Origin of the sequence: Hoeflea sp. EC-HK425 (assembly GCF_902498795.1) — a bacterium.
Taxonomy (GTDB): Bacteria; Pseudomonadota; Alphaproteobacteria; order Rhizobiales; family Rhizobiaceae; genus Hoeflea; species Hoeflea alexandrii.
In genome coordinates, this window is the sequence record NZ_LR701572.1 from 2,650,739 (window position 1) to 2,674,886 (window position 24,148).

Annotated in this window: 29 protein-coding genes; 10 read left to right on the top strand and 19 right to left on the bottom strand. The window is 61.2% G+C overall.

Translation table 11 applies throughout. The features are described from left to right. Positions 1 to 5: 5 nt before the first annotated feature. Positions 6 to 893, bottom strand: a complete 888-nt coding sequence (locus tag SPHINGO391_RS15600) for a DMT family transporter (protein ID WP_152009689.1) — start codon at positions 891 to 893, stop codon at positions 6 to 8. A 269-nt stretch (positions 894 to 1,162) separates the two neighbouring features. Here SPHINGO391_RS15600 and SPHINGO391_RS15605 point away from each other — a divergent pair, with 269 nt between their 5' ends. From SPHINGO391_RS15605 to SPHINGO391_RS15620, 4 genes are read left to right on the top strand one after another with little or no spacing between them, the layout of a single operon-like run. Beyond that, positions 1,163 to 2,557: a circularly permuted type 2 ATP-grasp protein gene (locus SPHINGO391_RS15605; protein ID WP_193217435.1), complete on the top strand. Its 1,395-nt coding sequence runs from the start codon at positions 1,163 to 1,165 to the stop codon at positions 2,555 to 2,557. Positions 2,558 to 2,559: 2 nt separating this feature from the next. Then, positions 2,560 to 3,504: an alpha-E domain-containing protein gene (locus SPHINGO391_RS15610; protein WP_152009691.1), complete on the top strand. Its 945-nt coding sequence runs from the start codon at positions 2,560 to 2,562 to the stop codon at positions 3,502 to 3,504. A gap of 4 nt (positions 3,505 to 3,508) precedes the next feature. Then, positions 3,509 to 4,303, top strand: a complete 795-nt coding sequence (locus tag SPHINGO391_RS15615) for a transglutaminase family protein (protein ID WP_152009692.1) — start codon at positions 3,509 to 3,511, stop codon at positions 4,301 to 4,303. A 36-nt stretch (positions 4,304 to 4,339) separates the two neighbouring features. Further along, complete coding sequence (locus tag SPHINGO391_RS15620; protein ID WP_152009693.1) at positions 4,340 to 5,074, top strand: proteasome-type protease; 735 nt, start codon at positions 4,340 to 4,342, stop codon at positions 5,072 to 5,074. Positions 5,075 to 5,095: 21 nt separating this feature from the next. Here the strand turns inward: SPHINGO391_RS15620 and ureG are convergent, their stop codons facing one another. From ureG to SPHINGO391_RS15690, 14 genes are all read right to left on the bottom strand, one after another. Beyond that, on the bottom strand, positions 5,096 to 5,728 hold the full coding sequence (gene ureG / locus SPHINGO391_RS15625) for an urease accessory protein UreG (RefSeq protein WP_152009694.1): 633 nt from the start codon (positions 5,726 to 5,728) through the stop codon (positions 5,096 to 5,098). Beyond that, positions 5,725 to 6,174 carry a DUF3995 domain-containing protein gene (locus tag SPHINGO391_RS15630; RefSeq protein WP_152009695.1) on the bottom strand — a complete coding sequence of 150 codons (450 nt, stop codon included), beginning with the start codon at positions 6,172 to 6,174 and terminating at the stop codon, positions 5,725 to 5,727. The genes ureG and SPHINGO391_RS15630 overlap by 4 nt, the downstream gene beginning before the upstream one ends. Further along, positions 6,171 to 6,830, bottom strand: coding sequence for an urease accessory protein UreF (locus SPHINGO391_RS15635; protein WP_244615216.1), 660 nt, complete (start codon positions 6,828 to 6,830; stop codon positions 6,171 to 6,173). Before SPHINGO391_RS15635 ends, SPHINGO391_RS15630 begins: the two co-directional genes overlap by 4 nt. Beyond that, entirely contained in the window at positions 6,827 to 7,045 is a 219-nt protein-coding gene (locus tag SPHINGO391_RS15640; RefSeq protein ID WP_152011590.1) for a DUF6434 domain-containing protein, read from the bottom strand. The genes SPHINGO391_RS15635 and SPHINGO391_RS15640 overlap by 4 nt, the downstream gene beginning before the upstream one ends. Next, entirely contained in the window at positions 7,038 to 7,559 is a 522-nt protein-coding gene (locus SPHINGO391_RS15645; protein ID WP_152009697.1) for an urease accessory protein UreE, read from the bottom strand. Before SPHINGO391_RS15645 ends, SPHINGO391_RS15640 begins: the two co-directional genes overlap by 8 nt. 8 nt (positions 7,560 to 7,567) lie before the next feature. After that, complete coding sequence (locus SPHINGO391_RS15650; protein WP_152009698.1) at positions 7,568 to 8,017, bottom strand: host attachment family protein; 450 nt, start codon at positions 8,015 to 8,017, stop codon at positions 7,568 to 7,570. A 120-nt stretch (positions 8,018 to 8,137) separates the two neighbouring features. Further along, positions 8,138 to 9,850 (bottom strand): urease subunit alpha, encoded by a 1,713-nt coding sequence (gene ureC / locus SPHINGO391_RS15655; RefSeq protein ID WP_152009699.1) that lies wholly within the window; start codon positions 9,848 to 9,850, stop codon positions 8,138 to 8,140. A 56-nt stretch (positions 9,851 to 9,906) separates the two neighbouring features. Continuing rightward, positions 9,907 to 10,341, bottom strand: coding sequence for a lysozyme inhibitor LprI family protein (locus SPHINGO391_RS15660; RefSeq protein WP_193217312.1), 435 nt, complete (start codon positions 10,339 to 10,341; stop codon positions 9,907 to 9,909). After that, entirely contained in the window at positions 10,338 to 10,664 is a 327-nt protein-coding gene (locus SPHINGO391_RS15665; protein WP_193217313.1) for an antifreeze protein, read from the bottom strand. The genes SPHINGO391_RS15660 and SPHINGO391_RS15665 overlap by 4 nt, the downstream gene beginning before the upstream one ends. Further along, complete coding sequence (locus SPHINGO391_RS15670; protein ID WP_152009701.1) at positions 10,664 to 11,479, bottom strand: cyclase family protein; 816 nt, start codon at positions 11,477 to 11,479, stop codon at positions 10,664 to 10,666. The genes SPHINGO391_RS15665 and SPHINGO391_RS15670 overlap by 1 nt, the downstream gene beginning before the upstream one ends. A gap of 39 nt (positions 11,480 to 11,518) precedes the next feature. After that, positions 11,519 to 11,824 (bottom strand): urease subunit beta, encoded by a 306-nt coding sequence (locus SPHINGO391_RS15675; RefSeq protein ID WP_152009702.1) that lies wholly within the window; start codon positions 11,822 to 11,824, stop codon positions 11,519 to 11,521. A gap of 26 nt (positions 11,825 to 11,850) precedes the next feature. Continuing rightward, positions 11,851 to 12,441 carry a HupE/UreJ family protein gene (locus SPHINGO391_RS15680; protein ID WP_152009703.1) on the bottom strand — a complete coding sequence of 197 codons (591 nt, stop codon included), beginning with the start codon at positions 12,439 to 12,441 and terminating at the stop codon, positions 11,851 to 11,853. A 136-nt stretch (positions 12,442 to 12,577) separates the two neighbouring features. Next, a complete protein-coding gene (locus SPHINGO391_RS15685; RefSeq protein WP_152009704.1) occupies positions 12,578 to 12,880 on the bottom strand; it encodes an urease subunit gamma in 303 nt (100 codons plus the stop codon). Positions 12,881 to 12,890: 10 nt separating this feature from the next. Beyond that, positions 12,891 to 13,721: an urease accessory protein UreD gene (locus SPHINGO391_RS15690; protein WP_193217314.1), complete on the bottom strand. Its 831-nt coding sequence runs from the start codon at positions 13,719 to 13,721 to the stop codon at positions 12,891 to 12,893. 272 nt (positions 13,722 to 13,993) lie between these two features. Here SPHINGO391_RS15690 and SPHINGO391_RS15695 point away from each other — a divergent pair, with 272 nt between their 5' ends. From SPHINGO391_RS15695 to SPHINGO391_RS15710, 4 genes are all read left to right on the top strand, one after another. Then, positions 13,994 to 15,001 (top strand): ABC transporter substrate-binding protein, encoded by a 1,008-nt coding sequence (locus SPHINGO391_RS15695; RefSeq protein ID WP_152009706.1) that lies wholly within the window; start codon positions 13,994 to 13,996, stop codon positions 14,999 to 15,001. 90 nt (positions 15,002 to 15,091) lie between these two features. Next, positions 15,092 to 15,907: an ABC transporter ATP-binding protein gene (locus SPHINGO391_RS15700; RefSeq protein ID WP_244615217.1), complete on the top strand. Its 816-nt coding sequence runs from the start codon at positions 15,092 to 15,094 to the stop codon at positions 15,905 to 15,907. After that, the gene (locus SPHINGO391_RS15705) at positions 15,907 to 16,689 is read left to right on the top strand and encodes an ABC transporter permease (protein ID WP_152009707.1); all 783 of its coding nucleotides are present in this window, start codon (positions 15,907 to 15,909) and stop codon (positions 16,687 to 16,689) included. The genes SPHINGO391_RS15700 and SPHINGO391_RS15705 overlap by 1 nt, the downstream gene beginning before the upstream one ends. A gap of 392 nt (positions 16,690 to 17,081) precedes the next feature. After that, positions 17,082 to 17,345: a hypothetical protein gene (locus SPHINGO391_RS15710; RefSeq protein ID WP_193217315.1), complete on the top strand. Its 264-nt coding sequence runs from the start codon at positions 17,082 to 17,084 to the stop codon at positions 17,343 to 17,345. Positions 17,346 to 17,502: 157 nt separating this feature from the next. On the opposite strand, the gene SPHINGO391_RS15715 is transcribed toward SPHINGO391_RS15710, so the two are convergent. Continuing rightward, positions 17,503 to 18,597, bottom strand: coding sequence for a hypothetical protein (locus SPHINGO391_RS15715; RefSeq protein WP_152009709.1), 1,095 nt, complete (start codon positions 18,595 to 18,597; stop codon positions 17,503 to 17,505). A gap of 179 nt (positions 18,598 to 18,776) precedes the next feature. Between SPHINGO391_RS15715 and SPHINGO391_RS15720 the strand changes: the two genes are divergently transcribed. Together SPHINGO391_RS15720 and SPHINGO391_RS15725 are read left to right on the top strand one after the other, a co-directional pair. After that, the gene (locus SPHINGO391_RS15720) at positions 18,777 to 19,967 is read left to right on the top strand and encodes an NAD(P)/FAD-dependent oxidoreductase (RefSeq protein WP_152009710.1); all 1,191 of its coding nucleotides are present in this window, start codon (positions 18,777 to 18,779) and stop codon (positions 19,965 to 19,967) included. Between the two features lie 39 nt (positions 19,968 to 20,006). Beyond that, the gene (locus SPHINGO391_RS15725; protein WP_152009711.1) at positions 20,007 to 20,891 is read left to right on the top strand and encodes an NAD(P)-dependent oxidoreductase; all 885 of its coding nucleotides are present in this window, start codon (positions 20,007 to 20,009) and stop codon (positions 20,889 to 20,891) included. Positions 20,892 to 20,915: 24 nt separating this feature from the next. Here SPHINGO391_RS15725 and SPHINGO391_RS15730 read toward each other — a convergent pair whose 3' ends face one another. The 3 genes from SPHINGO391_RS15730 to SPHINGO391_RS15740 form a co-directional block, all read right to left on the bottom strand. After that, positions 20,916 to 21,374, bottom strand: a complete 459-nt coding sequence (locus SPHINGO391_RS15730; protein WP_152009712.1) for a tripartite tricarboxylate transporter TctB family protein — start codon at positions 21,372 to 21,374, stop codon at positions 20,916 to 20,918. Then, the gene (locus SPHINGO391_RS15735) at positions 21,367 to 22,893 is read right to left on the bottom strand and encodes a tripartite tricarboxylate transporter permease (protein ID WP_152009713.1); all 1,527 of its coding nucleotides are present in this window, start codon (positions 22,891 to 22,893) and stop codon (positions 21,367 to 21,369) included. The genes SPHINGO391_RS15730 and SPHINGO391_RS15735 overlap by 8 nt, the downstream gene beginning before the upstream one ends. Positions 22,894 to 23,027: 134 nt before the next feature. Then, a complete protein-coding gene (locus SPHINGO391_RS15740; RefSeq protein WP_152009714.1) occupies positions 23,028 to 23,984 on the bottom strand; it encodes a tripartite tricarboxylate transporter substrate binding protein in 957 nt (318 codons plus the stop codon). Positions 23,985 to 24,148: the final 164 nt, after the last annotated feature.

Below are 24,148 nucleotides of genomic sequence, written 5' to 3' on the forward strand. Positions count from 1 at the left end.
TCCGCCTAGACGATGACCCGTGTCTTGCGATTGGTCAGCCAGACGCCAATGACGACGATCAGTGTCCCGATGATCATCGGGACAGTCAGCACCTCACCGAAGAGGATCCAGCTTTCGATCGCGACGGCAGGCGGCACCAGGTAGGTCAGCGACGCGGCACGCGAAACCTGGCCACGCCGGATGAGATAGAGCAGCAACATGATCGAGACCAGCGAAAGGCCAAGGACGGACCAGCCCATGGCGAGCGCGAATTCCAGGTTCCAGTCGACCCGCAGAGGCTCGATCAGCAATGCCATCGGCATGACCACCAGAAACCCGCCAACATACTGCAGCGACGCGATGGAGCGCAGGTCGCCCTCCTGCAGATAGCGCTTCTGGTAGAGCGTGCCCGCAGTCACTGATGCCATGGCAAAAACATTGACCAGCAAGGGCAGCAGGGCGATCTGCAGCATGGAGGATTCGAGCGCCATCAGGCGTGGCAGGATGGCGACCGTCAGCCCGGCAAATCCAAGCACAACACCGAGCTTTTGCGCGCCGCTGAGCCGTTCACCGACGATCAGCGGAGCGGCAAGTGCCGTCAACAGCGGCTGCAGGGCCGCAATCAGGCCCGACACCGAGGAAGGCACACCCTGGGAAATCGCCCACCAGACTCCACCCAGATAGATGCCATGCAGAAACACCCCGGAAACAACGGCGTGGCGGTAGCCGGATCGGGACGATGGCCAGGCGGCACGGCTTACGAAGGCGATGACGGCGAACAGCACGGCGGCAAGCGTGAAACGCAGGCTCAGGAAAGTAAGCGGATCGGCGTGCGGACTGGCGTATTTGGCCACGATCCAACCGGTTGACCAGAGCAGGACGAACAGGGCCGGAGCGATGCGATCGAGGGTCATGAAGCGGATCCAAACCTGTTTAGCACCGATGATGAGGATACCGGCACTGAGGAGACAGGGGAGCGTTAAACCCGGCCTTTGCGAGAAGCAAGATCAACGGTCCTCACGCTGCGGTAGGCCCAACCGGATTGAGACAGGATTGCAACACAAGGCAAAAAAAACGCAGTCCTTACGGAACAATAGAAATTCTGCACGGTTCTTGCTTTCTAAGCCGTGATGCGATCTTATGATCTCAAAAGGGGAGCACCAAACACGTGCCTTTCGATGAAATGCTGACTGCGGACAGCCTTCCGCGAACACCCTACAAGGGATACTTCAACTGGCATTCGGAACAGAAGACTTCCGATCTCATCAAGAAGTCCCGCGATGCCGAAACCATCTTTCGAAAGACCGGCATTACCTTTGCCGTATACGGCAAGGAAGACTCTTCGGAACGGCTGATCCCCTTCGACATTGTGCCGCGGATCATCTCCGGATCGGAATGGCGCAAGCTGGCGCAAGGCATCGAACAGCGGGTGATGGCGCTCAACGCCTTTCTTGACGACATCTACCACAAGCAGGAAATCATCAAGGCGGGCCGCGTGCCGCGGGCGCTGATCGAGAAGAACGACGCATTCCTGCCTGAAATGATCGGCATGCGTCCGCCGGGCGGGGTCTATACGCACATTATCGGCACAGACATCGTCCGCACCGGCGAGGGGCAGTTTTACGTTCTGGAGGACAATGCGCGGACGCCATCGGGCGTGTCCTACATGCTGGAAAACCGCGAAACCATGATGCAGATGTTTCCCGAACTGTTTCATCTCAACAAGGTTCGCCCGGTCGAGAACTACCCGAAACTGCTGCGTCAGAGCCTTGCGGCGGTGGCGCCACCCGGATGCAAGGGCAAGCCGCGGATTGCGGTGCTCACCCCCGGCATCTTCAATTCGGCATTCTATGAGCACGCCTATCTCGCCGACCAGATGGGCGTGGAACTGGTCGAAGGCTCCGACCTGCGGGTGATCGACGGCAAGGTGGCCATGCGCACCACCCGCGGTTACCAGGCGATCGACGTGCTTTACCGCCGTGTCGACGACGACTATCTCGATCCGCTGTCTTTCCGTCCGGATTCAACCCTCGGGGTGCCCGGCATCATGGATGTCTACCGCGCGGGCAACATCACGATTGCCAATGCACCGGGCACCGGCATCGCAGACGACAAGGCGATCTATTCCTACATGCCCGAGATCGTTGAATTCTACACCGGCCAGAAGCCGATCCTCGAGAACGTTCCGACCTATCGCTGCTCGGAAGCCGACACGCTTCAATACGTGCTCGACAATCTCGCCGAGCTGGTGGTCAAGGAAGTCCATGGCTCGGGCGGCTACGGCATGCTGGTGGGTCCGGCCGCGAGCAAGCGCGAGCGGACGGAGTTCGCTGCCAAGCTGAAGGCCAAGCCCGGCAATTACATCGCCCAGCCGACGCTGTCGCTGTCCACCGTGCCGATCCTGGTCAAGAAGGGGCTTGCGCCGCGGCATGTCGACCTGCGGCCATTCGTGCTGGTTTCCAACAAGATCCAGATCATTCCGGGCGGACTGACGCGGGTGGCGCTGAAGGAAGGTTCGCTGGTGGTCAATTCCAGTCAGGGAGGCGGCACCAAGGACACCTGGGTGCTGGAGGACTGAACATGCTGGGAAGAACCGCAAACGGCCTGTTCTGGATGTTCCGCTATATCGAGCGCGCGGAGAACACGGCACGACTGATCGATGCCGGTTTGCGCATGTCGCTCACCCGCATGCATGGGCACGAGGAGGAGTGGGAATCGGTGCTGCGCAGTTCGGGGGTCTACAGCGCCTATTGCGAGACCAATCCCGAAGTCACCAGCGCCGATGCCGTGACCTACCTGCTGCGCGACAAGTCCAACCCGTCGAGCATTCTTTGCGCCATCGAAGCTGCAAGGAACAACGGGCGGATGGTGAGAACGGCGCTCACCCGCGAGGCCTGGGAAGCAACCAACGAATGCTATCTCGACATCAAGGCACAGCTGGCGCGCAAGCCTTCAAGTGCGGACATGCCGGGGATCATCGACAACATCAAGCAGCGCACGGGACTGATACGCGGCGCCTTTCACGGCACCATGCTGCGCAACGAGCTTTACAATTTCTCGCGCATTGGCACCTTCATCGAGCGCGCCGACAACACCTCGCGCATTCTTGATGTGAAGTACTATGTGCTGTTGCCTGCGGTTTCCTATGTCGGCTCATCGCTCGACAATGTGCAGTGGGAATCGATCCTGAGGTCGGTGTCGGCACACCGCTCGTACGGATGGGTCTATGACGACGACTACAAGCCGTCCAACATTGCGGATTTTCTGATCCTGAATGGCCGCATGCCGCGATCGCTTGCCTATTGCTACGACAAGATCAACGCCAACCTCTCCTACCTCGAGCGGGAATATGGCGCACGGGAAAGCTGCCATGAGACCGCGGCAGCCACATTGGGGATGCTGCGCGAGCGGGAAATCCAGTCGATCATGGATACCGGTCTTCACGAATTTCTTCAGGGTTTCATCAGCCAGAACAGCCGGGTTGCTGCCGAAATCTCCGAAGCCTACCGGTTCTACCAGGACTGACCTGATGCAGCTCAAGATTTCCCATGTGACAGAATATGCCTATGCGCAGCCGGTCCGGTATGCGCTGCAGCGTCTCAGACTGACCCCGCAGAACAGCCCACTGCAGACAGTGCATTCCTGGAACACCGAGGTTGAAGGCGGCACGGTGGAAGCACGCTATGTCGACCATTTCGGAAACATGGTGGAACTGGTGAGTGCGAGCCGTGACACCGAAGCCATCAAGGTCGTGGCTTCCGGCATTGTCGAGACCTACGACAAGATTGGCGTATCGGGCCCGCACAAGGCCTACATGCCATTGTGGCTCTACCAACGGGATTCGGCGCTGACGAAACCGGGCAAACTGATCCGCGAGCTGGCACGCGGCATCGAGAAGGGCAAGCCGCTCGACCAGTTGCACAGCCTCAAGACCGAGCTGCATCAGGCCATGGCCTATGTCCCGGGGGCGACGCAGACCCAGACGCTGGCGGAAGATGCGCTGGCCTCCGGAAAAGGGGTCTGCCAGGATCACGCCCAGGCCTTTGTCGCAGCCGCCCGCGTGATGGGGTTCCCGGCACGATACGTGTCGGGCTATCTGATGATGGAGGATACGCCCGACCAGGCCGCAAGCCACGCATGGGCGGAAGCCCATGTCGACGGGCTCGGTTGGGTCGGCTTCGATCCGGCAAACGATATCTCGCCCGATGACCGCTATGTCCACATCGCCTATGGCCTCGACTACAAGGATGCCGCGCCGATATCAGGTGTGCGCACCGGCACCGGCGAAGAACAGCTTGCAGTCCGGATCACAGTGGAGCAATAAGAATCCTGCTTAATTTTCGGGGCTGATTCGCGAATCATGACTTATTGTGTCGGGCTACGCCTCAACAGGGGCCTCGTGTTCATGTCCGACACCCGGACGAATGCAGGCGTCGACAACATTTCCACCTTCCGCAAGATGTACACCTGGTCCAAGCCCGGGGAGCGTCTGATCACGCTTTTGTCGGCGGGCAATCTGGCAACCACACAGACGGTTGTCAGCATGCTGGAAGAACATACCAAGGCGGCCGAAGACCGGCACCCGGACATCATGGAAGTGCCCTCGATGTTCGGCGTTGCGCGCCTGGTGGGCGAGACCGTACGCGACGTGATCAAGACAGCGTCGGACGGCGGCTACCAGAGTGAATCCACCTTCAGCGCCACCTTCATTCTCGGCGGCCAGGTCGCCGGCGGCGCGATGCGGATGTTCCTGATCTACCCCGAAGGCAATTTCATCGAGGCGACGGACGACAATCCGTTTTTCCAGATCGGCGAGCACAAGTACGGAAAGCCGATCCTGGTGCGGGCGTATGATCCGGAAATGAGCTTCGAGATGGCGACCAAACTGCTTTATGTCTCGTTCGATTCGACGCTGAAATCGAACCTGTCGGTGGGTCTGCCGCTCGATCTTCAATATTATGAGCGCGACAGCCTGACCAAGGGCTACGAGAAGCGCATCCAGTCCACCGATCCCTACTACCGGAAAATCTCCGACGGGTGGTCCGATGCGTTGCGCTCGGCCTTCAACAGCCTGCCGGATTTCGAGCGGGACTGAACCGGGGCGCTTACCGGCCGGTTATTGCGCCGCCGTGGCGGCGCGCAGCCCGCCGGTCTCCTCGATGAATGCCACCACATCCTCGATCCCTGCGCCGCGGCGCATATCGGTAAACAAATGCGGCCGCCCCTTGCGGCCAGCCGATGCATCGCGTTCCATGACCGAAAGATCGGCACCGACATGGGGAGCGAGATCCATCTTGTTGATCACCAGCAGGTCCGACCTGGTGATCGCCGGCCCTCCCTTGCGGGGGATCTCCTCGCCCTGGCACACTGAGATGACATAGATCGTCAGATCGGCGAGATCCGGCGAGAAGGTGGCGGCGAGATTGTCGCCGCCGGACTCGATGAAGATGATGTCGAGACCGGGATGGCGCTCGTTCAGCGCATCGATGGCACGCAGGTTGAGCGAGGCATCCTCGCGGATTGCCGTGTGCGGACAGCCGCCGGTCTCGACGCCAACCACCCGGTCGGACGGCAGTGCCTGCATCCGCACCAACGCCTCGGCGTCCTCGCGGGTGTAGATGTCATTGGTGATCACCGCGACCGAGTAGGTGTCGCGCATCGCCTTGCAGAGCTTGTCGGTCAGGGCAGTCTTGCCGGAGCCAACCGGGCCGCCGATGCCGATGCGCAGGGGGCCGTTCGATGATGTCATGGGGTTACCCTCGGATCTGTCAGAAGGAGTACTGTCAAAATCAAGCCAAGCAGCACGATCAATGGCGAAAAATAGCGCGCGTTCAGCGTCGCGAAGGGCTCTTCACTGTTCCTTTTCTTTACGGCAGGAACAAATCCGGCGATGCCGCGGGCAATGAACACGATAGACAGAACTGCCATGCCGGCCGTCAACAGCCAATCCGGTGCCGGTGTGACGATCCAGCCGAGCCACAGCATCGGCCAGACCGCGGCAAGCGCTATGCAACTTGCCACCGCAATGGTCAGCCGCCGGTCGGGCATTCCGGCGATGCCGTTGCCACCGATGACGGTTCGAGCGAGGCTCTGCTCGTCTCTGGCCGGCCACATGCCGCCCGCGGCCCAGTAAAAATGCAGGGCTGAGGTCAGTCCTAGCACAAGCGCTATGAACAGGGCCGATACAATGATCATGACAGGAACAGTCTCGGTTCGAGGGTCTCGTGGTTCATCGAGGCAATATCGGCAACAAAGGCAGCGCCGCCAAGATCTTCCAGTGTCGAATTCGCGGCGCGCCCGGCTGTTTCGCCGATGATCGTCTCGAGGCCGGCCAGCGCTCCGGCGGCACCATCCTGGCCCAGGACGGAGAGCCTGATGGCGCATTGCAGCTGGTTGGACGCGAAGGCGTGCAGATAGGCGCCGACAGCCAGGCGGGGATCTATGCCGTCGACACCTGCCGCGATTCCGACAGCCACCGGCAAGGGCGTCTCCCGTCCGGGGAAGTGATCGCGACTGACCCAATGGGACACGGCCTGAAGAAACGACGTCCCCTGCCCCACCGTTTCGTTGAGACGCTCCTGGCCGACACAGAGCGCCCGGCAAAGATCGGACAGTTCAGCAAGTCCATCCCTGTCACCGGCGCCGCGATGGGCTTCCACCAGCATGACGGCGTCATTCCATTGTGCGCCCTGGGTGAGTTGAACCTCGACCCAGGCGGCGAGCGACTCGCGGTCGCCGACATGGCCCGCGTGCACCGCCTGCTCCAGCCCGGCGGAATAGGCAAATCCACCGATGGGAAACACCGGCGAGAGCCAGCTCATCAGCCGCAAAAGGGCTGTTGCATCGCTCATTTCGCCGCCTCGCGGCGCAGCCATTCGGCAACAGCGTCTGACATCCTGGCTCCCCGGTGAGTTCTCATCCACTCCATGAAGGGGCGATCGAACTTGAACCTTTCACCAATCTCGGACAGGAAGAACCGGCGTACATTCTGGGTATTCCGGTAGGCTGCATCAATGACCGTATCCCTGGTGATCTGATCGCCATGCCAATCGTGGTTTCTAGTCATGGGTGTGCCCGTGTTCATGACCATGCGCATGTTCATGGCCGTGGTCGTGATCGTGATGATGACTGGCATGCGCCCCGCCATAGGCGCCGCCCTCGGGATCGAACGGCGCTTCGATGTCCTCAACCGAAGCTCCAAGCCCGATCAGCATGTCGCGGATCACGTGATCGGTTCTCAGCCGGATCGCCGTTTCAGTGATTTCAGCGGCCAGGTGCCGGTTGCCGATCTGCCAAGCCAGCGACAGCAGATGCCGGGCATCCCTGCCCCTCACCTCCATCAGCCTTTCGGGTTCCGCGCGAATCTCGATGACCCGGCCATCGTCGAGCACCAGACCGTCACCATGGCGCAACAGCCGCGCCTGCGGCAGATCGAGCAGGAAGGTGATGGTGGCGCCGTTATCCATGCGGTCAGAGACCATCCGCATGCGGCGTCGATGCCGTGCGGTTTCATCCAGGGTAATGGTTGCGACGGGATTCTCAAACGTCCTTGTGACTGATGTGACCGTCAGCAGATTCATGCGTATCCCTATCCGAAAAGCAGCTTTTCAATTTCAGGCACCGGGTGACCGGTCAGATCCTTTGCCACTTCCGCAACAATCCGTTTTGAAACATGGCCGGACAACGACTTGCGCAATTCACCCATGATCACCGACGGCGCCACGATGACGAGTTGGTCGAAGCGGTCCACCTGAGCTTCCTGCTCGAGCAGCGATGCGATCTTATGGGCGAATTCGTGTTTGGCCAAGCGGTGCCAATCGGTTTCCTGCACCGCACTTCGGTGCGCGCTGCCCATCCCGTCGGACAGGCGTCCGGGACGATCCTCACCCTGTGCCGATGTTCTGGGGTTGGATTGCCCGAACGCAGTGACCACATGCAGTTCCGGGTGATCCGGAGTGCCGGTGTTTTCCAGAAACAATGCCTTCTCGCCGTCTACAATCAAAACCCAACCCTTGTGCTTCAACCTGATACCGGACATTGGCTTCTCCCTTCTGACGTTCAGAAGGCAAGTATAAGCCAAAAATGAAGCTGCATGGCTTGACGAGCATCAACGGGACTGAAGAGACCGCAGGTATTTGTCCGCAGCCATGCGGCATATCTAAAACATGAAATAGCGCTGCGCCATCGGCACGACGGTCGCGGGTTCGCAGGTCAGCAGTTGGCCATCGGCGCGGACTTCGTAGGTTTCCGGGTCGACCTCGATATGGGGCAGCGCGTCGTTGAGCAGCATGGATGACTTGGAAATCCCGCCGCGGGTGTTTTCAACCGCGCAGAGCTGCTTGGCGGTACCGAGCTTGTGGGCAAGCCCGTCCTCGATCGCGGCCTGGCTGACGAAGGTGACGGAGGATTCCGTCCGCGCCTTGCCATAGGCGCCGAACATGGGGCGGTAGTGCACCGGCTGCGGGGTCGGGATCGAGGCATTGGGATCGCCCATCGGGGCGGCGGCAATCATGCCACCGAGCAAGACCATGTCGGGCTTGACGCCAAAGAATGCCGGATTCCACAGCACCAGATCGGCGCGTTTGCCGACCTCGATCGAGCCTATGTGTTTCGACACCCCCTGGGCGATTGCCGGGTTGATGGTGTATTTGGCGATGTAGCGGCGGACGCGGAAATTGTCATTGTCGCCGGTTTCCTCGGGCAAGGCGCCGCGCTGGCGCTTCATCTTGTCGGCAGTCTGCCAGGTGCGGATGATCACCTCGCCGACGCGGCCCATCGCCTGGCTGTCCGACGCAATGATCGAGAAGGCGCCGATGTCATGAAGGATGTCTTCGGCGGCAATCGTCTCCTTGCGGATGCGGCTTTCGGCGAAGGCAATGTCCTCGGGAATAGAGCTGTCCAGATGATGGCAGACCATCAGCATGTCGAGATGCTCGGCGATGGTGTTGACCGTGTAGGGCCTGGTCGGGTTGGTCGAGGACGGCAGGACATTCGGCAGTCCGCAGACCTTGATGATATCGGGTGCATGGCCGCCACCGGCGCCTTCGGTGTGAAAGGCGTGAATGGTGCGGCCCTTGATGGCATCGACAGTGGTCTCGACAAAGCCGCTTTCATTGAGCGTGTCGGTGTGGATCATCACCTGGACGTCATACTGGTCGGCCACGGCGAGGCAATTGTCGATGGCCGCCGGCGTGGTGCCCCAGTCCTCGTGCAGCTTGAGCGCGCAGGCGCCGCCGAGGATCATTTCCTCGAGCGCTCTCGGTTTCGAGGCGTTGCCCTTGCCCGACAGGCCAATGTTCATCGGGAACGCGTCCATGGCCTGGATCATGCGGCCGATGTGCCAGGGGCCGGGCGTGCAGGTGGTGGCCAGCGTGCCGTGTGCGGGGCCGGTGCCGCCGCCGAGCATGGTTGTCAGCCCGCTCATCAGGGCTTCCTCGATCTGCTGCGGGCAGATGAAGTGGATATGGCTGTCGAAACCGCCAGCGGTGAGGATCTTGCCTTCACCTGCAATCACCTCCGTGCCGGGGCCGACAATAATGTCGACGCCGGGCTGAGTGTCGGGATTGCCAGCCTTGCCTATGGAGGCGATGCGGCCATCCTTCAGGCCGATATCGGCCTTGAAGATGCCGGTGTGATCGACCACCAGCGCATTGGTGATGACAGTATCCACCGCGCCATCGGCACGGGTGACCTGGGACTGCCCCATGCCGTCGCGGATCACCTTGCCGCCGCCGAACTTGACCTCTTCGCCATAGGTGGTGAAGTCCTTTTCGACCTCGATGAAGAGCTCGGTGTCGGCAAGCCGGACCTTGTCACCGACGGTCGGACCATACATCGCGGCGTAGGATGAGCGGGAGATCTTGGCGGGCATCGGTGATCCTCGGTTGGTTTAGCACTCAGTCAGTCGAGCATGCAAAAAGCGGGCCATCAGCGGCTCTCAAGTGCCTGGGACAGCAACGTGATGCGTTCTCGGGTCAGCCGCGTCAGACAGAGGCTTCCGACCATCGGCTGCATGGTGCCGCCGAAGACTTCATAGGCTTCGAATTCGCATTGAGCGTCGCGGAACCTGATCCAGGCGCGCTGGGCATCGCGCAGGGCTTCCACCGTTGTCGGCACGCCGCGTTCACGCGCCATGTCGGCCACATATTCGTCGTTGAGTTTTGCAGCGGCGATTACATCGGGCCAGAGCGCATTGAGATCGGCGTCGGCATCCTCATAGTCGACACCGGCGCAATAGGTCATTTCCATCTGGGTCTGCGGATCGATGCAATCGGGCTTGTCATCGGCCAGCGTGGAGGTCGCCAGCAGGCCGGCCAGACAAAATCCCAACCCTTTTCGAACGATCTTCTTCAATCGGCTCATGCTTTCGTCCTGCGAAACCCCGCCTTGGCGGCGAGACGCTTGCGGTTTGCCCGTGCGGTTTGCGCCAGCGGCTTGACGGCAGCCGAGAGGACCTGATCCGGCCTTGCGCCTGACGCCGCCTTTCTGGCTGCCGCGGTGGCCGCCTTGGAAAACGCCGGCGGCTTTTCCGACAGCATTTTCCGGTTCTCGTTCTTGCCGACCGGCCAGGCGCCACTCATCCCAAGCATCCGCATGCCCACCACGGCCTGCGCCTCCAGGGCGAGCATGCCGAGACCGGCATAGGCTCGCCATATCTCGATGGAATTTGCGGGTTTGCGGCGCATCAGACCATGGCCATGATGCGGGCGGGACCGCCGGTGCCGTTGCGGTGCTTTGGAGCACCGACAAACAGGGTGGCTCCGCTCGCGGGCAGAGCATCGAGATTGGCGATGTTCTCGATGCCAAAACGTCCACCCGGGAGCCATGAGTAATGCACCGCGAAATCCGCCGAATTGCCCGGATCGAGCGAAAGCGTGTCAACCGCGATCGAGGCCGCGCCCATCTCGGCCAGCATGTCAGTCGCAGCCTTGGAAAAGCCCGGAAAGGCGAAATTGCCTTCCGCGTTGTTGCGGTAGCTGGCATCGCCGACCTTGTCCTGCCAGCCTGAATTCATGGCCACGCAGGCGCCTTCGGGGATGTCGCCGTGAGCGCTGACAAAGGCTTCGATGTCTTCGGGCTCGACCATCGAATTGGGTTCGTCGGCAGCCTTGGCCTTGATATCGATGATGCAGAGTGGACAGATCAGGTTTTGCGGATCGAGTTCGGCCACCGATGTGCCGTCCTTAGAGAAGTGCAGCGGCGCATCGATATGGGTGCCGGAGTGCTCGAAAATGGTCAGTTCCCAGAGCTGGTAGCCGGAAGCATCGAAATTGACGTTCTCGGTGTAGAGAATTCCAGGCTTGCCATCGAATGTCGGGAAATCGCCGTCAAGCGTGTGGGTGAGATCGACCACCTTGCCGGCTGCCTGGGCCAGGGCCGGGCGGGCGGAGAAAGCGCCCGCCGCCGTGGCAGCGAGCCCGGCGGCCGCGGATTTGCGGAAGAAATCACGGCGCGACAGCATTGAGGATTTGACGTTGTTGATCACGCATACATGGCACATACGGGTTCTCCTTCCCCCTGTTCAGGCGCAGCGAAACCTTCAGAGCTTCCCCATCACCTTCTGCTGAAATCCATAGACCTCACGGCCGCCCGAGAGCGGCACAAGCGTCACATCGCGTTCCTGACCCGGTTCAAACCGGACAGCGGTGCCAGCGGCTATATCGAGCCTCTGGCCACGCGCCCTTTCACGGTCGAAGCTCAGGGCCTCGTTGGTTTCGAAGAAATGATAATGGCTGCCCACCTGCACCGGCCGGTCACCGGTGTTGGCGACCTTGAGCGTGACCGTGGCCGCGCCCGTGTTGAGTTCGATATCGCCTTCTTTCGTGATGATTTCACCTGGGACCATTGTCATTTCTCCGTAGCCCGTTCCGTTCAGCCGGCGAATGCCAGCGCCAACCCGGCAGCGGCTGTTGCAAGACCTGCCGAGCGGGTCATATAGGCCTTCCCGGCAGATGCCTGAAGCCGCGAGAAACCTAAGCCGAGCGCAATGCCGGTGGCATGCAGCGCCGCGGTTGCAAGCATGAAGCCGATGGCAAAGCTTGCCGCCCCGGCCTGGCCGAGTTCACCGCCGTGCGCATGGCCATGAAATACCGCAAAGAAGCCGACCGACACCGCCATTCCGGCAACCGAGAAAGGCAGCGCCAAGGCCACCATGATGCCGATGAAAATGATCGAGGCCAAGATCACCGGTTCGACGAAGGGAAGCGGCACGCCAGAGATCGCGGCGGCAAACCCGAGCCCCATCGCGCCAACGAAGCTTGCGGGGACGACCAGCATGGCGCGTCCACCGAGCGAAGCCGCCCAGAGGCCAACAGCCAGCATCACCAAGACATGGTCGAGACCGAAGAGCGGATGCGAAATACCTGCCGCGAACGAGCCATGCTCGGCAGGATCGAGGTGCGCAAAGGCCGGAGCCGTAGCGGCAACAAGGGCCGCGGTCGTCATGAAAAAGCGTTTGATCATCGTGAAGTTCCTCTTGTGGTCAACGCGGCGCCCTCAATTGGTCACGCCGTCAGGATGAAGCACTTTCGTGCATTGCAAATACTGCTCCCGCAGAAGGGCGGCGTCGAGGGGAGATTTCGGATTCACTGGACTTTTCCTAGCGGATCGGTTCGTGCACGGTCACCAGTTTGGTGCCGTCGGGGAACGTTGCCTCGACCTGGATGTCGTGGATCATTTCGGCGATGCCATCCATCACCTGGTCGCGGGTGACCACATGGGCGCCGGCCTCCATCAACTCGGCCACCGGGCGGCCGTCGCGTGCGCCTTCGACGACAAAATCGGTGATCAGCGCGATGGCTTCGGGATGGTTGAGCTTGACGCCCCGCTCCAGCCGCTTGCGCGCCACGATGGCGGCCATGGCGATGAGCAGCTTGTCTTTTTCCCTCGGTGTCAGGTTCATGGCGTTTCTCTCATATCGACCAGACTTTCGGCATGCCGCCCGCAGGATTGAGCAGGCGGATCAATGGTACCAGCACTTTGCGCAGTTCATAGCTGTCGCCTGCAACAATGCGAGCAAGAAGCTTGCCAGTTCCGGCGCCTTGGCCGGCACCCGGAGGCATCATCATGTGGCTGGCGCCGCCGGATCCGCCAATCAGCCGGCGTGCGTCGGCCAGCCTGGCCTCCGCATCCGGCGCGATCATCAGCACGGTCGCCATCGCCAGCCCGCCATTTGCCACCGCAGGACGGCTCAAGGCTTTGGCAATCATCGGCCCAAGCCTCATGTCCTCGGCGTGAACCAGGTGCCCTGCCTCGCGGATGCGCCAGCGGTCATGGAACTGGCCCTCGGTAACGGCCTCCCGCATGGCGAGGCGGCCGTAGACCACCGGCTCCACCATCAGCAGCCGGGCTCCGGGAGCCATATCCACGTCTATGCTTCGCGCCAGCCGCGCCCGGTCAAACAGGATGGTTTCCTGCGGCAACCAGACCAGGGAACTTCCGGCATTCAGCTTCAATTGCACAGAGACCCGGGCTTCACTGTCGCCCTGCGCCTTGTAGGTCTTTTCGCAGGCCTGGGTGGCAAGCAGCAGCGAGGCCCCCTCGCCTGCCTCGAAATGCCAGTCCATGCGATCGCCACCGGTCAGGCCGCCCGCGGTGTTGATCAGCACGGCCTCAAGCGGGGCCCCTCGGGCTACGCGCGGGAGACGGATACGGGCGGAACCTTCCTGAAAAAGCCGGTCGATGCGACTTTGACCGGCGGACAGCTTGGCCGACAGGCGCCCTGCGCCGCGGGTCCGCTGCATGGCCATGCCGCCTTCGGCCGTGGGAAGAGGGTACAGGGAAGTCATCGGCGCCCTTTGATCGTGTCGAGCACGATCATCTGAAAAGACCACAGGTAACGCAAGGCCGCATCTGCAAAATTCGGTCTGTTAAACAATCAGATATCGCGATTTCATGATCAATATTTTGGCATACTGCTTATTTTTTTGCCATTCGATTTTTCCGCTTGATTTTTCATCATTTGCTTTTCAGGATGCAACCAACAAGAACCGAAAAACCTCCACAGGGGAAAATCATGCGTCATATACTCGGCGTTTGCGCTGCGCTCGCAATCTCGGCCAGCGCGGCCCAGGCAGAAACAGCCGTCAAATTCACACTCGACTGGAAATTCGAGGCGCCGTCCGCGCCATTCTTCATCGCGCTCGACAAGGGCTACTTCAAGGATGAAGGCCTGGACGTCACCATCGACAGCGGCGCCGGCAGCCGCGAATCGATCCCGCGGGTGGCGACCGGCGCCTATGACATGGGCTTTGGCGACGTTAATGCTCTGATCAAGTTCCTCGAGGAAAACCCGGACGGCAAGGTGAAGGCGGTAATGATGGCCTATGAGCGCCCGCCGTTTGCCGTCATCGGACGCAAGAGCCTCGGTGTGAGCGAGGATCCGAAATCGCTCGAAGGCAAGAAACTCGGCGCGCCTCCACCGGACGCGGCGTTCGGCCAGTGGCCGGCCTTTGCTTCCGTTGCAGGCATCGACACGGGCACGATCACCATCGAAAACGTTGGCTTCCCCGTCCGCGAGCCGATGCTGGCGCAGGGCCAGGTCGACGCGATCTTCGGCTTCTCCTTCTCCTCGGTGATCAACCTGAAGGCCCAGGGGGTCGATCCGGACGACATCGCGCTGATCATGATGGCCGAGAACGGGCTTGATCTCTACGGCAACGTGGTGATGGTCAATTCCGATTTCGCCGAAGCCAATCCCGATGCGGTCAAGGGCTTCATCAAGGCGCTGACCAAAGGCTTCCAGGACACGGTCGCAGACCCGGAAGCAGCCGTCGGGTTCGTGATCCCCCGCAATGAAGTGCTCAACAAGGACGTCGAGCTTGACCGCCTCAACATGGCGATCGCCCAGTCGATCAAGACGCCCGCGGTGGTTGCCAACGGCTTTGGCGGCATCGATCCTGCCAAGCTGACGCAGTCGATGGAGTTCCTCAAGACATCAATGGGCGTTGCCAACCCGCCGGCTGCGGACAAGGTGTTCGACAGCTCCTACCTTGCGCCGAAAGAAGAGCGTATGCTTCCCTGACACGGGGCTTTCAACCGCGGGTCCCGTGACCGGGACCCGCTGCACAGGACAATGGCGCGTTGACAGCAGCGGGCCAGGCGGGACCAGACCATGACCAATCCTTCTGCCGTGCCGATGGTCGGCATTGAAAATGTCGACATGCGTTACGGCGGCGCTGAGGGAACGCTGGCGGTTTCAGGCCTGACAATGGCCGTGAAAAAGGGTGAATTCGCAGCCGTCGTCGGACCGTCAGGGTGCGGCAAGTCTACTCTCATGAAACTGGTCACCGGTCTCTACATTCCCCAGACAGGCACCGTCAGCGTGGCTGGAGAGCGGGTCACCGAGCCGGTCTCGATCGTCGGCATGGCGTTTCAGAACCCGACAATGCTGCCGTGGCGGACGACACTCGACAACATACTGCTGCCGCTCGAGATCGTGGAAAAGCATCGCGGCCGGATCCGCACCCACCGCAAGGAATATGCCGAAAAGGCCGAGCACCTGCTTGAGACCGTGGGGCTGAAGGGCTTCGGCTCGAAGTATCCCTGGCAGCTTTCGGGCGGCATGCAGCAGCGCGCCAGCCTATGCCGGGCGCTGATCCACGAGCCGGACCTCTTGATGCTGGACGAGCCGTTCGGGGCGCTCGACGCCTTTACCCGCGAAGAACTCTGGTGCGTGATCCGGGACCTGCATTTTTCAACCGATGTCACCGTGGTGCTTGTCACCCACGATCTGCGCGAAGCGGTGTTCCTGGCGGACCGGATCTTCGTGATGAGCGCCCGTCCGGGCAAGATCATCACTGAGCGGGAGGTGCATTTCCCGCGACCCCGGGATCTGGAAATCATGTTCGAAGCCGAGTTTACCGATGTCGTCCACGATCTGCGCGGCCATATCGCCACGGCACGGGCGCAACAGGCGGAGGCAGTCTGATGGCCGAGGCCCGACCCAAACGTGATTTCACCGACCTTGCGCCGTGGATCTATACCATCACGCTGTTTGCACTCTGGGAAGCTGCATCGCGCGGGCTCAACCTGCCGGTCTACATCCTCCCGGCGCCGTCGGTTGTCGCCCAGTCGATCGTCGACTACTGGCCGGCAATCTGGAAGAATTCGCTGCAAACGCTCTACACCACACTTGTGGGGTTTGCCCTGGCGGTCGCCGGCGGGCTGGCGCTCGGGCTGCTCGTCGGCTGGTCGCGGTTCATCTACAAGGGGCTTTATCCGCTGATGATCGGCTTCAACGCCGTTCCCAAGGTCGCGGTCGTGCCGATCCTGGTGATCTGGTTCGGCATCGGCACGGTGCCGGCCATCCTGACCGCGTTTCTGATCGCCTTCTTCCCGATCGTGGTCAATGTCGCAACCGGCCTTGCCACCATCGAGCCGGAAATGGAAGACGTGCTGCGGGCGCTGGGCGCCAAGAAGCTCGACATCATGCTCAAGGTCGGCATCCCGCGGTCGATGCCCTATTTCTTCGGCTCCCTGAAGATCGCCATCACGCTCGCATTCGTCGGTTCGGTGATTTCCGAGACCGTGGCGGCAAATTCCGGCCTCGGGCACATGATGCTGGCAGCCCAGAGCCAGTTCAACGTGCCGCTGGTGTTTGCCGGACTGGTGATGCTCGCCATCGAAGGCATCGTCATGTACGCGCTTATGGCATGGCTGGAGATGCGCATGACCGGATGGGCACATCGCTCGGGCATGAACCGCCAGTAGGCCCGCCTCGATACACCAAGGCAATCATCCGTTTCAGGCTGCAGCCCGAAGGATCACGCGTGGTGGGCTCTCAAAATCATGGATGGGCGTGTTGCCGGGATCTGGTCCACCAGACCCCTGCCCTCGCGGATTCCGCCAGAAAGGACCCGGCGCAAAATATCTTGAGGAGCAATGCAACCAAATCCGGTTCATCAGCGTTTACTAGACGAAACGAATGAAAGATGACCCGAAAGGACTGACCATGTTGATTTCAACGCTTGCACTTGCGATGAGCATCGCCATGATGGTGTCAGCCATCGTTATCCTGTACAATGAGACCGTGGCCCGGAAGCATCAATCCTCGTTCGAGTGAGTTTGCGTCCGTTTGTAGTTCATGCATCAAGATGGAGCCTTTGATGACCAGACTCGTTCTTTCCACCCTCGCCGCGGTATCCCTTCTGGCCGCCGCCGGCTGCACCACCACCGAAAAGCGTGCCGCAGGCGGCGCGGCTGTCGGAGCCGGCACCGGCGCCCTGATCGCCGCAGCGACGGGCAACAATGTCGCAGGCGGCGCCCTGATTGGCGGTGCCGCCGGGGCTCTCATCGGTGCAGCAACCACTCCCGGCATGTGCCGCTATCGCGACGCCTATGGCCGCGTCTACGAAGCGCCCTGCTGATCAGGCCAAAGCTTGTAACACCTCGCGCAGCCTCCTTTATGATGAGGGAGGCTGCGTTTTCTCTCCGGTGCCATGATCGAATCACCGGAAACTGGTTCGGCCCATTATTCCCGACCGCAGATGAACAGATGCCGGATCAACTTCATCCCGATCATTTTCACGCAGACAGGAAAGCCGGATCATAGGCCAGGGTGCCGACCCGACCATCCTGTGACCTCAAAAACAATCGGTCTGTCTCCACCGTTACATCGCGAATCCAATCGCCATCCTTCCCGGACGCGCAGGCTCCGATGATCTGGCGAACTGTTGTCGTCATTCCCTCTTCAAGTTGAAATGCCGTTGCAATGCCTCTCTGGTTCAAGCTGTTCTCCCGGCACGAATCGGCGTGACCAAGTGGTGACGCCCGGGCGTCCTCGATGCCCAGGACACCGGTATGACGGCTGGACCACGGCGCATAGTGGCGTCCGCCATTGCTCATCCAGAGCATGGTAAGCGGCAGCGTGTCGGGACGCTTGAGCACAATGACCCGGTCGCACTCAAGCTTGCGGCTTACAACGCTCCAGCCCAGCGAATGACCTGGTCGTTCAACCAGCGCGGCAAAATCCTCATGCGCATCGCCCAACGGGTACGCGGTCAGGTCCGCCACCCCCCCATTGGCGAGCGGAAAACATGCGAGGTCGGCCGTCTCGGTCCCGGCTGCCAGGAGAGAGCGGCCGCGTGCGGGATCTGTCTCCAGAGGTTCCGGCAGCGTTTGCGCCAGCCGTTTCGGCGAGATCGCCAGATCTCCTCCACCTGCCATGTGAACCATCACATGATGGGCAACCGAGACTGAACCCTCTCCGCCAGTGAGACTGTGCTCCTGATAGATGAACGGATGCCCGGCGATCAGCGAAATCCGCTTTTCGACGATCGCTCCCATGACCTTCCGCTGCAGCCGGAAGACAGCCGTCAGCCGGTTCTCCTGCCGGGTGGTTTCGATGTGATCCCAGGCGCTGTTGGCGCTCCAGCCGTGCGAAGGCCCTTCCTCTATGTCGTTGCGGCCAAAGGGGGCGCAGAAGAAATCGCCCGACAGGCGCCGGACATTGGCCGGCGTGTCGGGCGGAAAGTCCGCTTCCGGGTCATCGACCCACGGGGCCCGGTGAAGCGGGGACAATATGCGGTTTCCGTCGCGGATCTTCAGTTCGGCTATATGACCGACGCTCAGGTCGATGCTCACGGAAACGGGATCGAGGTCGAAGGAGTAAGTGGCCATGGTCAATCCCGCTGAAGTCCTGATTCTACCTACAGGCAGCGATGCGCTGCTGGCAACTGCCGAGACTGGGGCGGAATTCTCGGATCTGCGGGGTTTGTCGCGGCCGAACGGTCTGGTATTGGGATCGATCTCATGCCCAGACTGCCGGTCTTGCCGGGCAGCCACAATCCGGAGCCTCAATGTCAGCCATCACCAAAACGGATGTCGTCGTTCTGGGCGCGGGTGCCGCGGGCATGATGTGCGCCATCGAAGCCGGGCAACGCGGCCGCTCGGTCGTGGTGATCGACCATGCCAAGGCGCCGGGCGAGAAGATCCGCATATCCGGCGGCGGACGCTGCAACTTCACCAATCTGCACTGCACGCCGAAGAATTTCATTTCCAACAACCCGCATTTCGCCATCTCTGCGCTCAAATCCTTCACCCAGCATGATTTCATCGACCGGGTGAAAACTCGCGGCATCGCGTTTCACGAAAAGACACTGGGGCAATTGTTCTGCGACGGGTCGGCGCGCGAGATCATCGCCATGCTGACCAATGACATGCGCGAGGCCGGGGCCCGGCTGGAACTGGCGACGGACATCACCAAGGTCACGCAGGTGGACGGCGGCTTTGAGACATGTACCAGCGCCGGCACATGGCACTCGCGTTCGCTGGTGGTCGCTACTGGCGGCAAGTCCATCCCCAAGATGGGCGCCACCGGGATCGGCTACGAATTTGCCCGGCAATTCGGTCATGATGTGACGGAGACCAGGGCCGGGCTGGTGCCGTTCACCTGGGCCTCCAACATGCATGAGAGCTGGGGCAGCCTTTCGGGCGTCGCGCTTGATGTCCATGCATCGTGCAATGGCACCGCGTTTGACGAAGCCATGTTGTTCACCCATCGGGGGCTCTCGGGCCCTGCGATGCTGCAGGTATCCTCCTACTGGCGCGAGGGTGACACGGTCACGATCGATCTTGCGCCCGGTCTGGACCTGGCGTCCCATATCAAGGCCGAACGGACGACGCGACCCAAGGCATCGGTCTGGACGGTTCTCGGCGACGTTCTGACCAAGCGGCTGGCGCAGCAACTGGGCAGCGAGGCCGACACAACACCGCCGCGGCTGGCGGACCTGAGCAACAGCGCGATAGAAGAGATCGTCGCCGGCATCCGGAATTTCGGCATCGTGCCCGGCGGCACCGAGGGCTACAGGACAGCCGAGGTCACCCTTGGCGGGGTCGATACAAACCAGCTAAACCAGAAGACCATGGAAAGCCGGCTGGTTCCCGGTCTGCACTTCATCGGCGAAGTGGTGGATGTGACCGGCCATCTTGGCGGGCACAACTTTCAATGGGCGTGGTCTTCCGGGGCCGCGGCCGGACGCAGTGTCTGACGCGCTGCATCGAGAACATGAAAGATGGAGGAGACAGCGATGCGCATATTGTTCACCGGAGGATCCGGCAAGGCCGGCAAACACGTGGTTCCCTATCTTCTCGACCAGGGGCACCGGGTGGTCAATGTCGACCTGACGCCTCTCAACCATCCCGGCGTCGACAATCTCACCGCCGACATCACCGATTCCGGGCAGATGTTCAACGTCCTGACCAGCTACGCCAATTTCGATGAGCTGGAGCCCGGAACAGGCGTTCCGAAGTTCGACGCCGTCGTCCACTTCGCCGCCGTGCCGCGAATTCTCATCCGTCCAGACAATGAGACCTTCCGCGTCAACACGGTCGGCACCTACAACGTCATCGAGGCTGCGGTGAAGCTCGGCATCCGCAAGATCATCATCGCCTCCTCTGAAACCACTTACGGCGTCTGCTTCGCCGATGGCGAAGTCAGCCCGGCGTCGTTGCCGGTCGAAGAGGACATGGACGTCAACCCGATGGACTCGTATGGACTGTCCAAGGTCGTCAATGAACAAACGGCACGCAGCTTCCAGCGCCGCTCAGGCTTCGATATCTATGCGTTGAGGATCGGCAATGTGATGGAGCCGCATGAGTATGACCGGTTCCCCGGTTTCTTCGCCGATCCGGGCGTCCGCCGCCGCAACATCTTCTGCTATATCGACGCGCGTGATCTCGGCCAGATCGTCGACCGCTGCCTGAAGACCGACGGCCTCGGCTACCAGGTGTTCAACGCCGGCAACGACACCAATTCGGTCGACATGCCGACCGCCGAGATCGCCGAGCGGTTCTTCCCTGGCGTGCCGCTGACCCGCGAGATGGGCGAGCATGAAGCGCTTTATTCAAACCGCAAGATCCGCGAGATGCTGGGCTTCAAGGAAAAGCACGACTGGCGCAGATACGTGAAGTGAGGCCGAGAAGCCACGCGCGCCGGATCACGGCAGCGGCACGCCCAGTGCAAAGCGGAAGAGGGCATAGAAACCAGCCATGATCGCGATGCCCGAGGCCGCGAAAACCACCGCGCTCCGGGTATCCCAACCCTCGTGGCGCGCGGCGAACAGCCCACCGGCGAAAGCGATTGCCGTTGCCGGCAGAAATCCGCTGACCGGCATGATGAGGCAGGCAATCAGCATGGTTGCCACCAGCAGCAGCCTGCGCCACCAGTCGCCGCTTCCGAACCCGTTGCTTTGGCTCGGCCTGAGCCAGGACGCGATGATCACCAGCACCGAACAGAAGATCAGGGCATAGGCGACAAAGGTCGGGAATACCACGGAATCGGTGTCCGAATAGGTCGTCACGTCGTAGAGCGTTATCAGACCCAGGCAGATGAACACACTCGCGACGATCAGTGTCCCGATGTCTTTCCTGCCGGTTCTGGATGATAACTCAATCATCTGTCTTGGCATTAGAACCCGCCTGCATATCGATAAGTTTCCTGGCCCGCCTGCCCTGAATGACCGGGTAGAGCAGCGACAGGATGGTGAAGGCGATGATCGCCAGCGAGATCGGCCGGCCAAAGAACATGCCCGCGAGATTGCCGGTGGCTTCGCCGATGATCCAGGCCTGGACGAAGCCCTGCTCTGCGATCGGACCAAGGATCAGCCCCAGTACGATCGGGGACGCGGCAAAGCCAAAACGCGACAGAACCCAGCCGACCGTCCCCAGCACGATCATGATGATAACATCGGAAATCGAATTGCGGATGGCGAAGGTGCCGATGATGGTCATGAAGCCAACCGACGGAACCAGGATGGTCTTGGGGATGGTCACGATCGTCTTGTAGGCATAGCGGCCGATCAGCAGACCTGTGGGCAGCATCAGGATGGTGGCGATGAACAGGCCGAAAATGAAGGTGTAGACGATCGATCCGCCGCCCTCGAACAGTGTCGGCCCGGTCCGAACCCCCTGCACCAGAAGCGCGCCCAGGATGACCGCATCCGGCGGCGTGCCTGGAATGCCGAGCACCAGCGTGGGGATGAAACCGCCGCCGACGGTGGCGTTATTGGCGGCTTCCGTCGCCATGATGCCATCAGGTTCGCCCTCGCCAAATTTCTGGTCGGGTCTGGCGGTACGCTTGGCTTCGGAATAGGCAACGAGGCCTGCGACGGAACCGCCCGCTCCCGGAAGAATCCCGATCAGCGTTCCGATGATCGAGGACCGCAACAGGTTGAACCTCGAGCGCCAGGCTATGATCGCGCCTTCGCGGAACCGGACCGCCCGGCCGCCCTTGTCGACCTTGAGATGGCGCTCCGGCGTTGCGACAAGATCAATCAGCACCGGTATGCAGTAAAGTCCGATCAGCGCGCCGACAACTTCGATGCCGCCGATCATGGTGGGACTGCCAAAGGTCAGCCGGATGTCGGCGGAAATCTCGGCAACCCCGACGCAGGACAGCAGCAGGCCGAAAGCGCCGCCCGCCAGCCCCTTGAGCACATTGCCGGTCGACAGCGAAGCGATCAGCGACAGGCCGAAGATCGAGAGCCAGAGATACTCGACCGGCCCGAACGCAAGCGCGACCGAGGACAGCGGCGGCGCCAGCAGCAGCAGCGCCAGTGCCCCGATCATGCCGCCGAAAACACTGGCATAGCAGGCGATGGCGACGGCCAGGTCACCATCACCGCGCTTGGCCATGGGATAGCCGTCAAAGGTGGTGCCGATGGCCGATGGCGTGCCGGGCGTATTGAGCAGGATGGCGGAATAGGCGCCGCCATAGATTGCGCCGGTGTAGATCGCGCCGAGAAGGATCAGCGCCGAAGCCGGTGTCATGGCAAAGGTGATCGGCACCAGCACCGCGACCGCCATGGTGGCAGAAAGGCCCGGGATCGATCCGATGACCGTGCCTGCGACAACGCCGAACAGCGCAAGCGCCAGATTGGTCAATGTCAGCGCATTGGCCAGATGTTCAAAATCCATGTCGGATTGTCCATTCAGCTCGAGTGCGAGCGCCCAAGGATACTGCCCTATGGCGAGCGGTCGCCTCTTTGGCTCGTGTCACACTGCCCGCAAGAAACACCCGGGCCATCCCGGCCCGGGCGCAAGGCGATGGATCAGTTGAGCAGGCCCGCTTCCGTTGCCGCCTCGACATATTCGTCCTTGCGGGCCTTCATGAACTCCGCCATGCGGTCGGCACCGACATCGAGCAGGGCAAACCCGCCGTCGAGCATCTGCTTGCGGAATGCCTCGTCGGCGTTGATTTCGCCGAACATGTCGGACAATGCCTTGACAGTATCAGCCGGCGTGTCCTTGGGGACGGCCATGCCGCGATAGGCACCGCCAACCATCTCGAAGCCAAGTTCCTTGAAGGTCGGCACATCGGGGAACAGCGGATGGCGTTCTTCCATGGCCACCGCCAACATCCGGACCGCGTCGCCCTGGGCCGCACCAACGGTGGTGTAACCCCACTGCGCCTTGACCTGCTTGCCGAGGTTGGCGGTGGTCGACGCGCCGGTGCCCTTGAAAGGCACATAGGTGGTCTTGATGCCGGCCATCTTGTCAAAGCGGATTTGCGCCAGGTGATTGGCGGTGGCCTTGCCCGAGCCGGACATGGTCAGCGCGCCAGGATTGGCCTTGGCGTCGGCGATCAGGTCCTCAAGCGTCTGGTAAGGACTGTCAGCAGTCACGACGATCGCATCGGGTGTGTAGTGAAACATGTAGAAGGCGTTGATGTCTTCCGTCGTGTAGCCGACATCCTTCTGGGCGGGCTGGATGACAATATGCGGCAGGTTGATGCCCATGATGGTATAGCCATCGCCGGCCATCGAGTTGAGCTGTGCCCAGCCGACGGCACCGCCGCCGCCCGGCTTGTAGGAAACCACCAGATCCTGGCCGAACTTGTCCTTGAAGAAGGGCTGCTGAAAGCGGGCGGAAATATCGGATTCACCGCCCGGGCCGAACGGGATGATGTATTCGATCGCCTTGTCCGGAAACGCCAGAGCGCCAGTCGCCGCGGCAAGCGAGACCGCGGAAGCAATCACCAACGTCTTTACGGATTTCAATCTAAGCATTCTTTCCTCCCGAAAATTCCAAAATGGAAGCGCTTTCATCGGCGCGCCCCGTGGTGCCGACGACCTCCACTTCCGATCCTTCTCCCTGATCGGTTGCACGCCGGCGAACTCATTAAATCATCTGGGAAATGGTTTGTCATGCGCGTTCGGGAAAAACCGGCGCA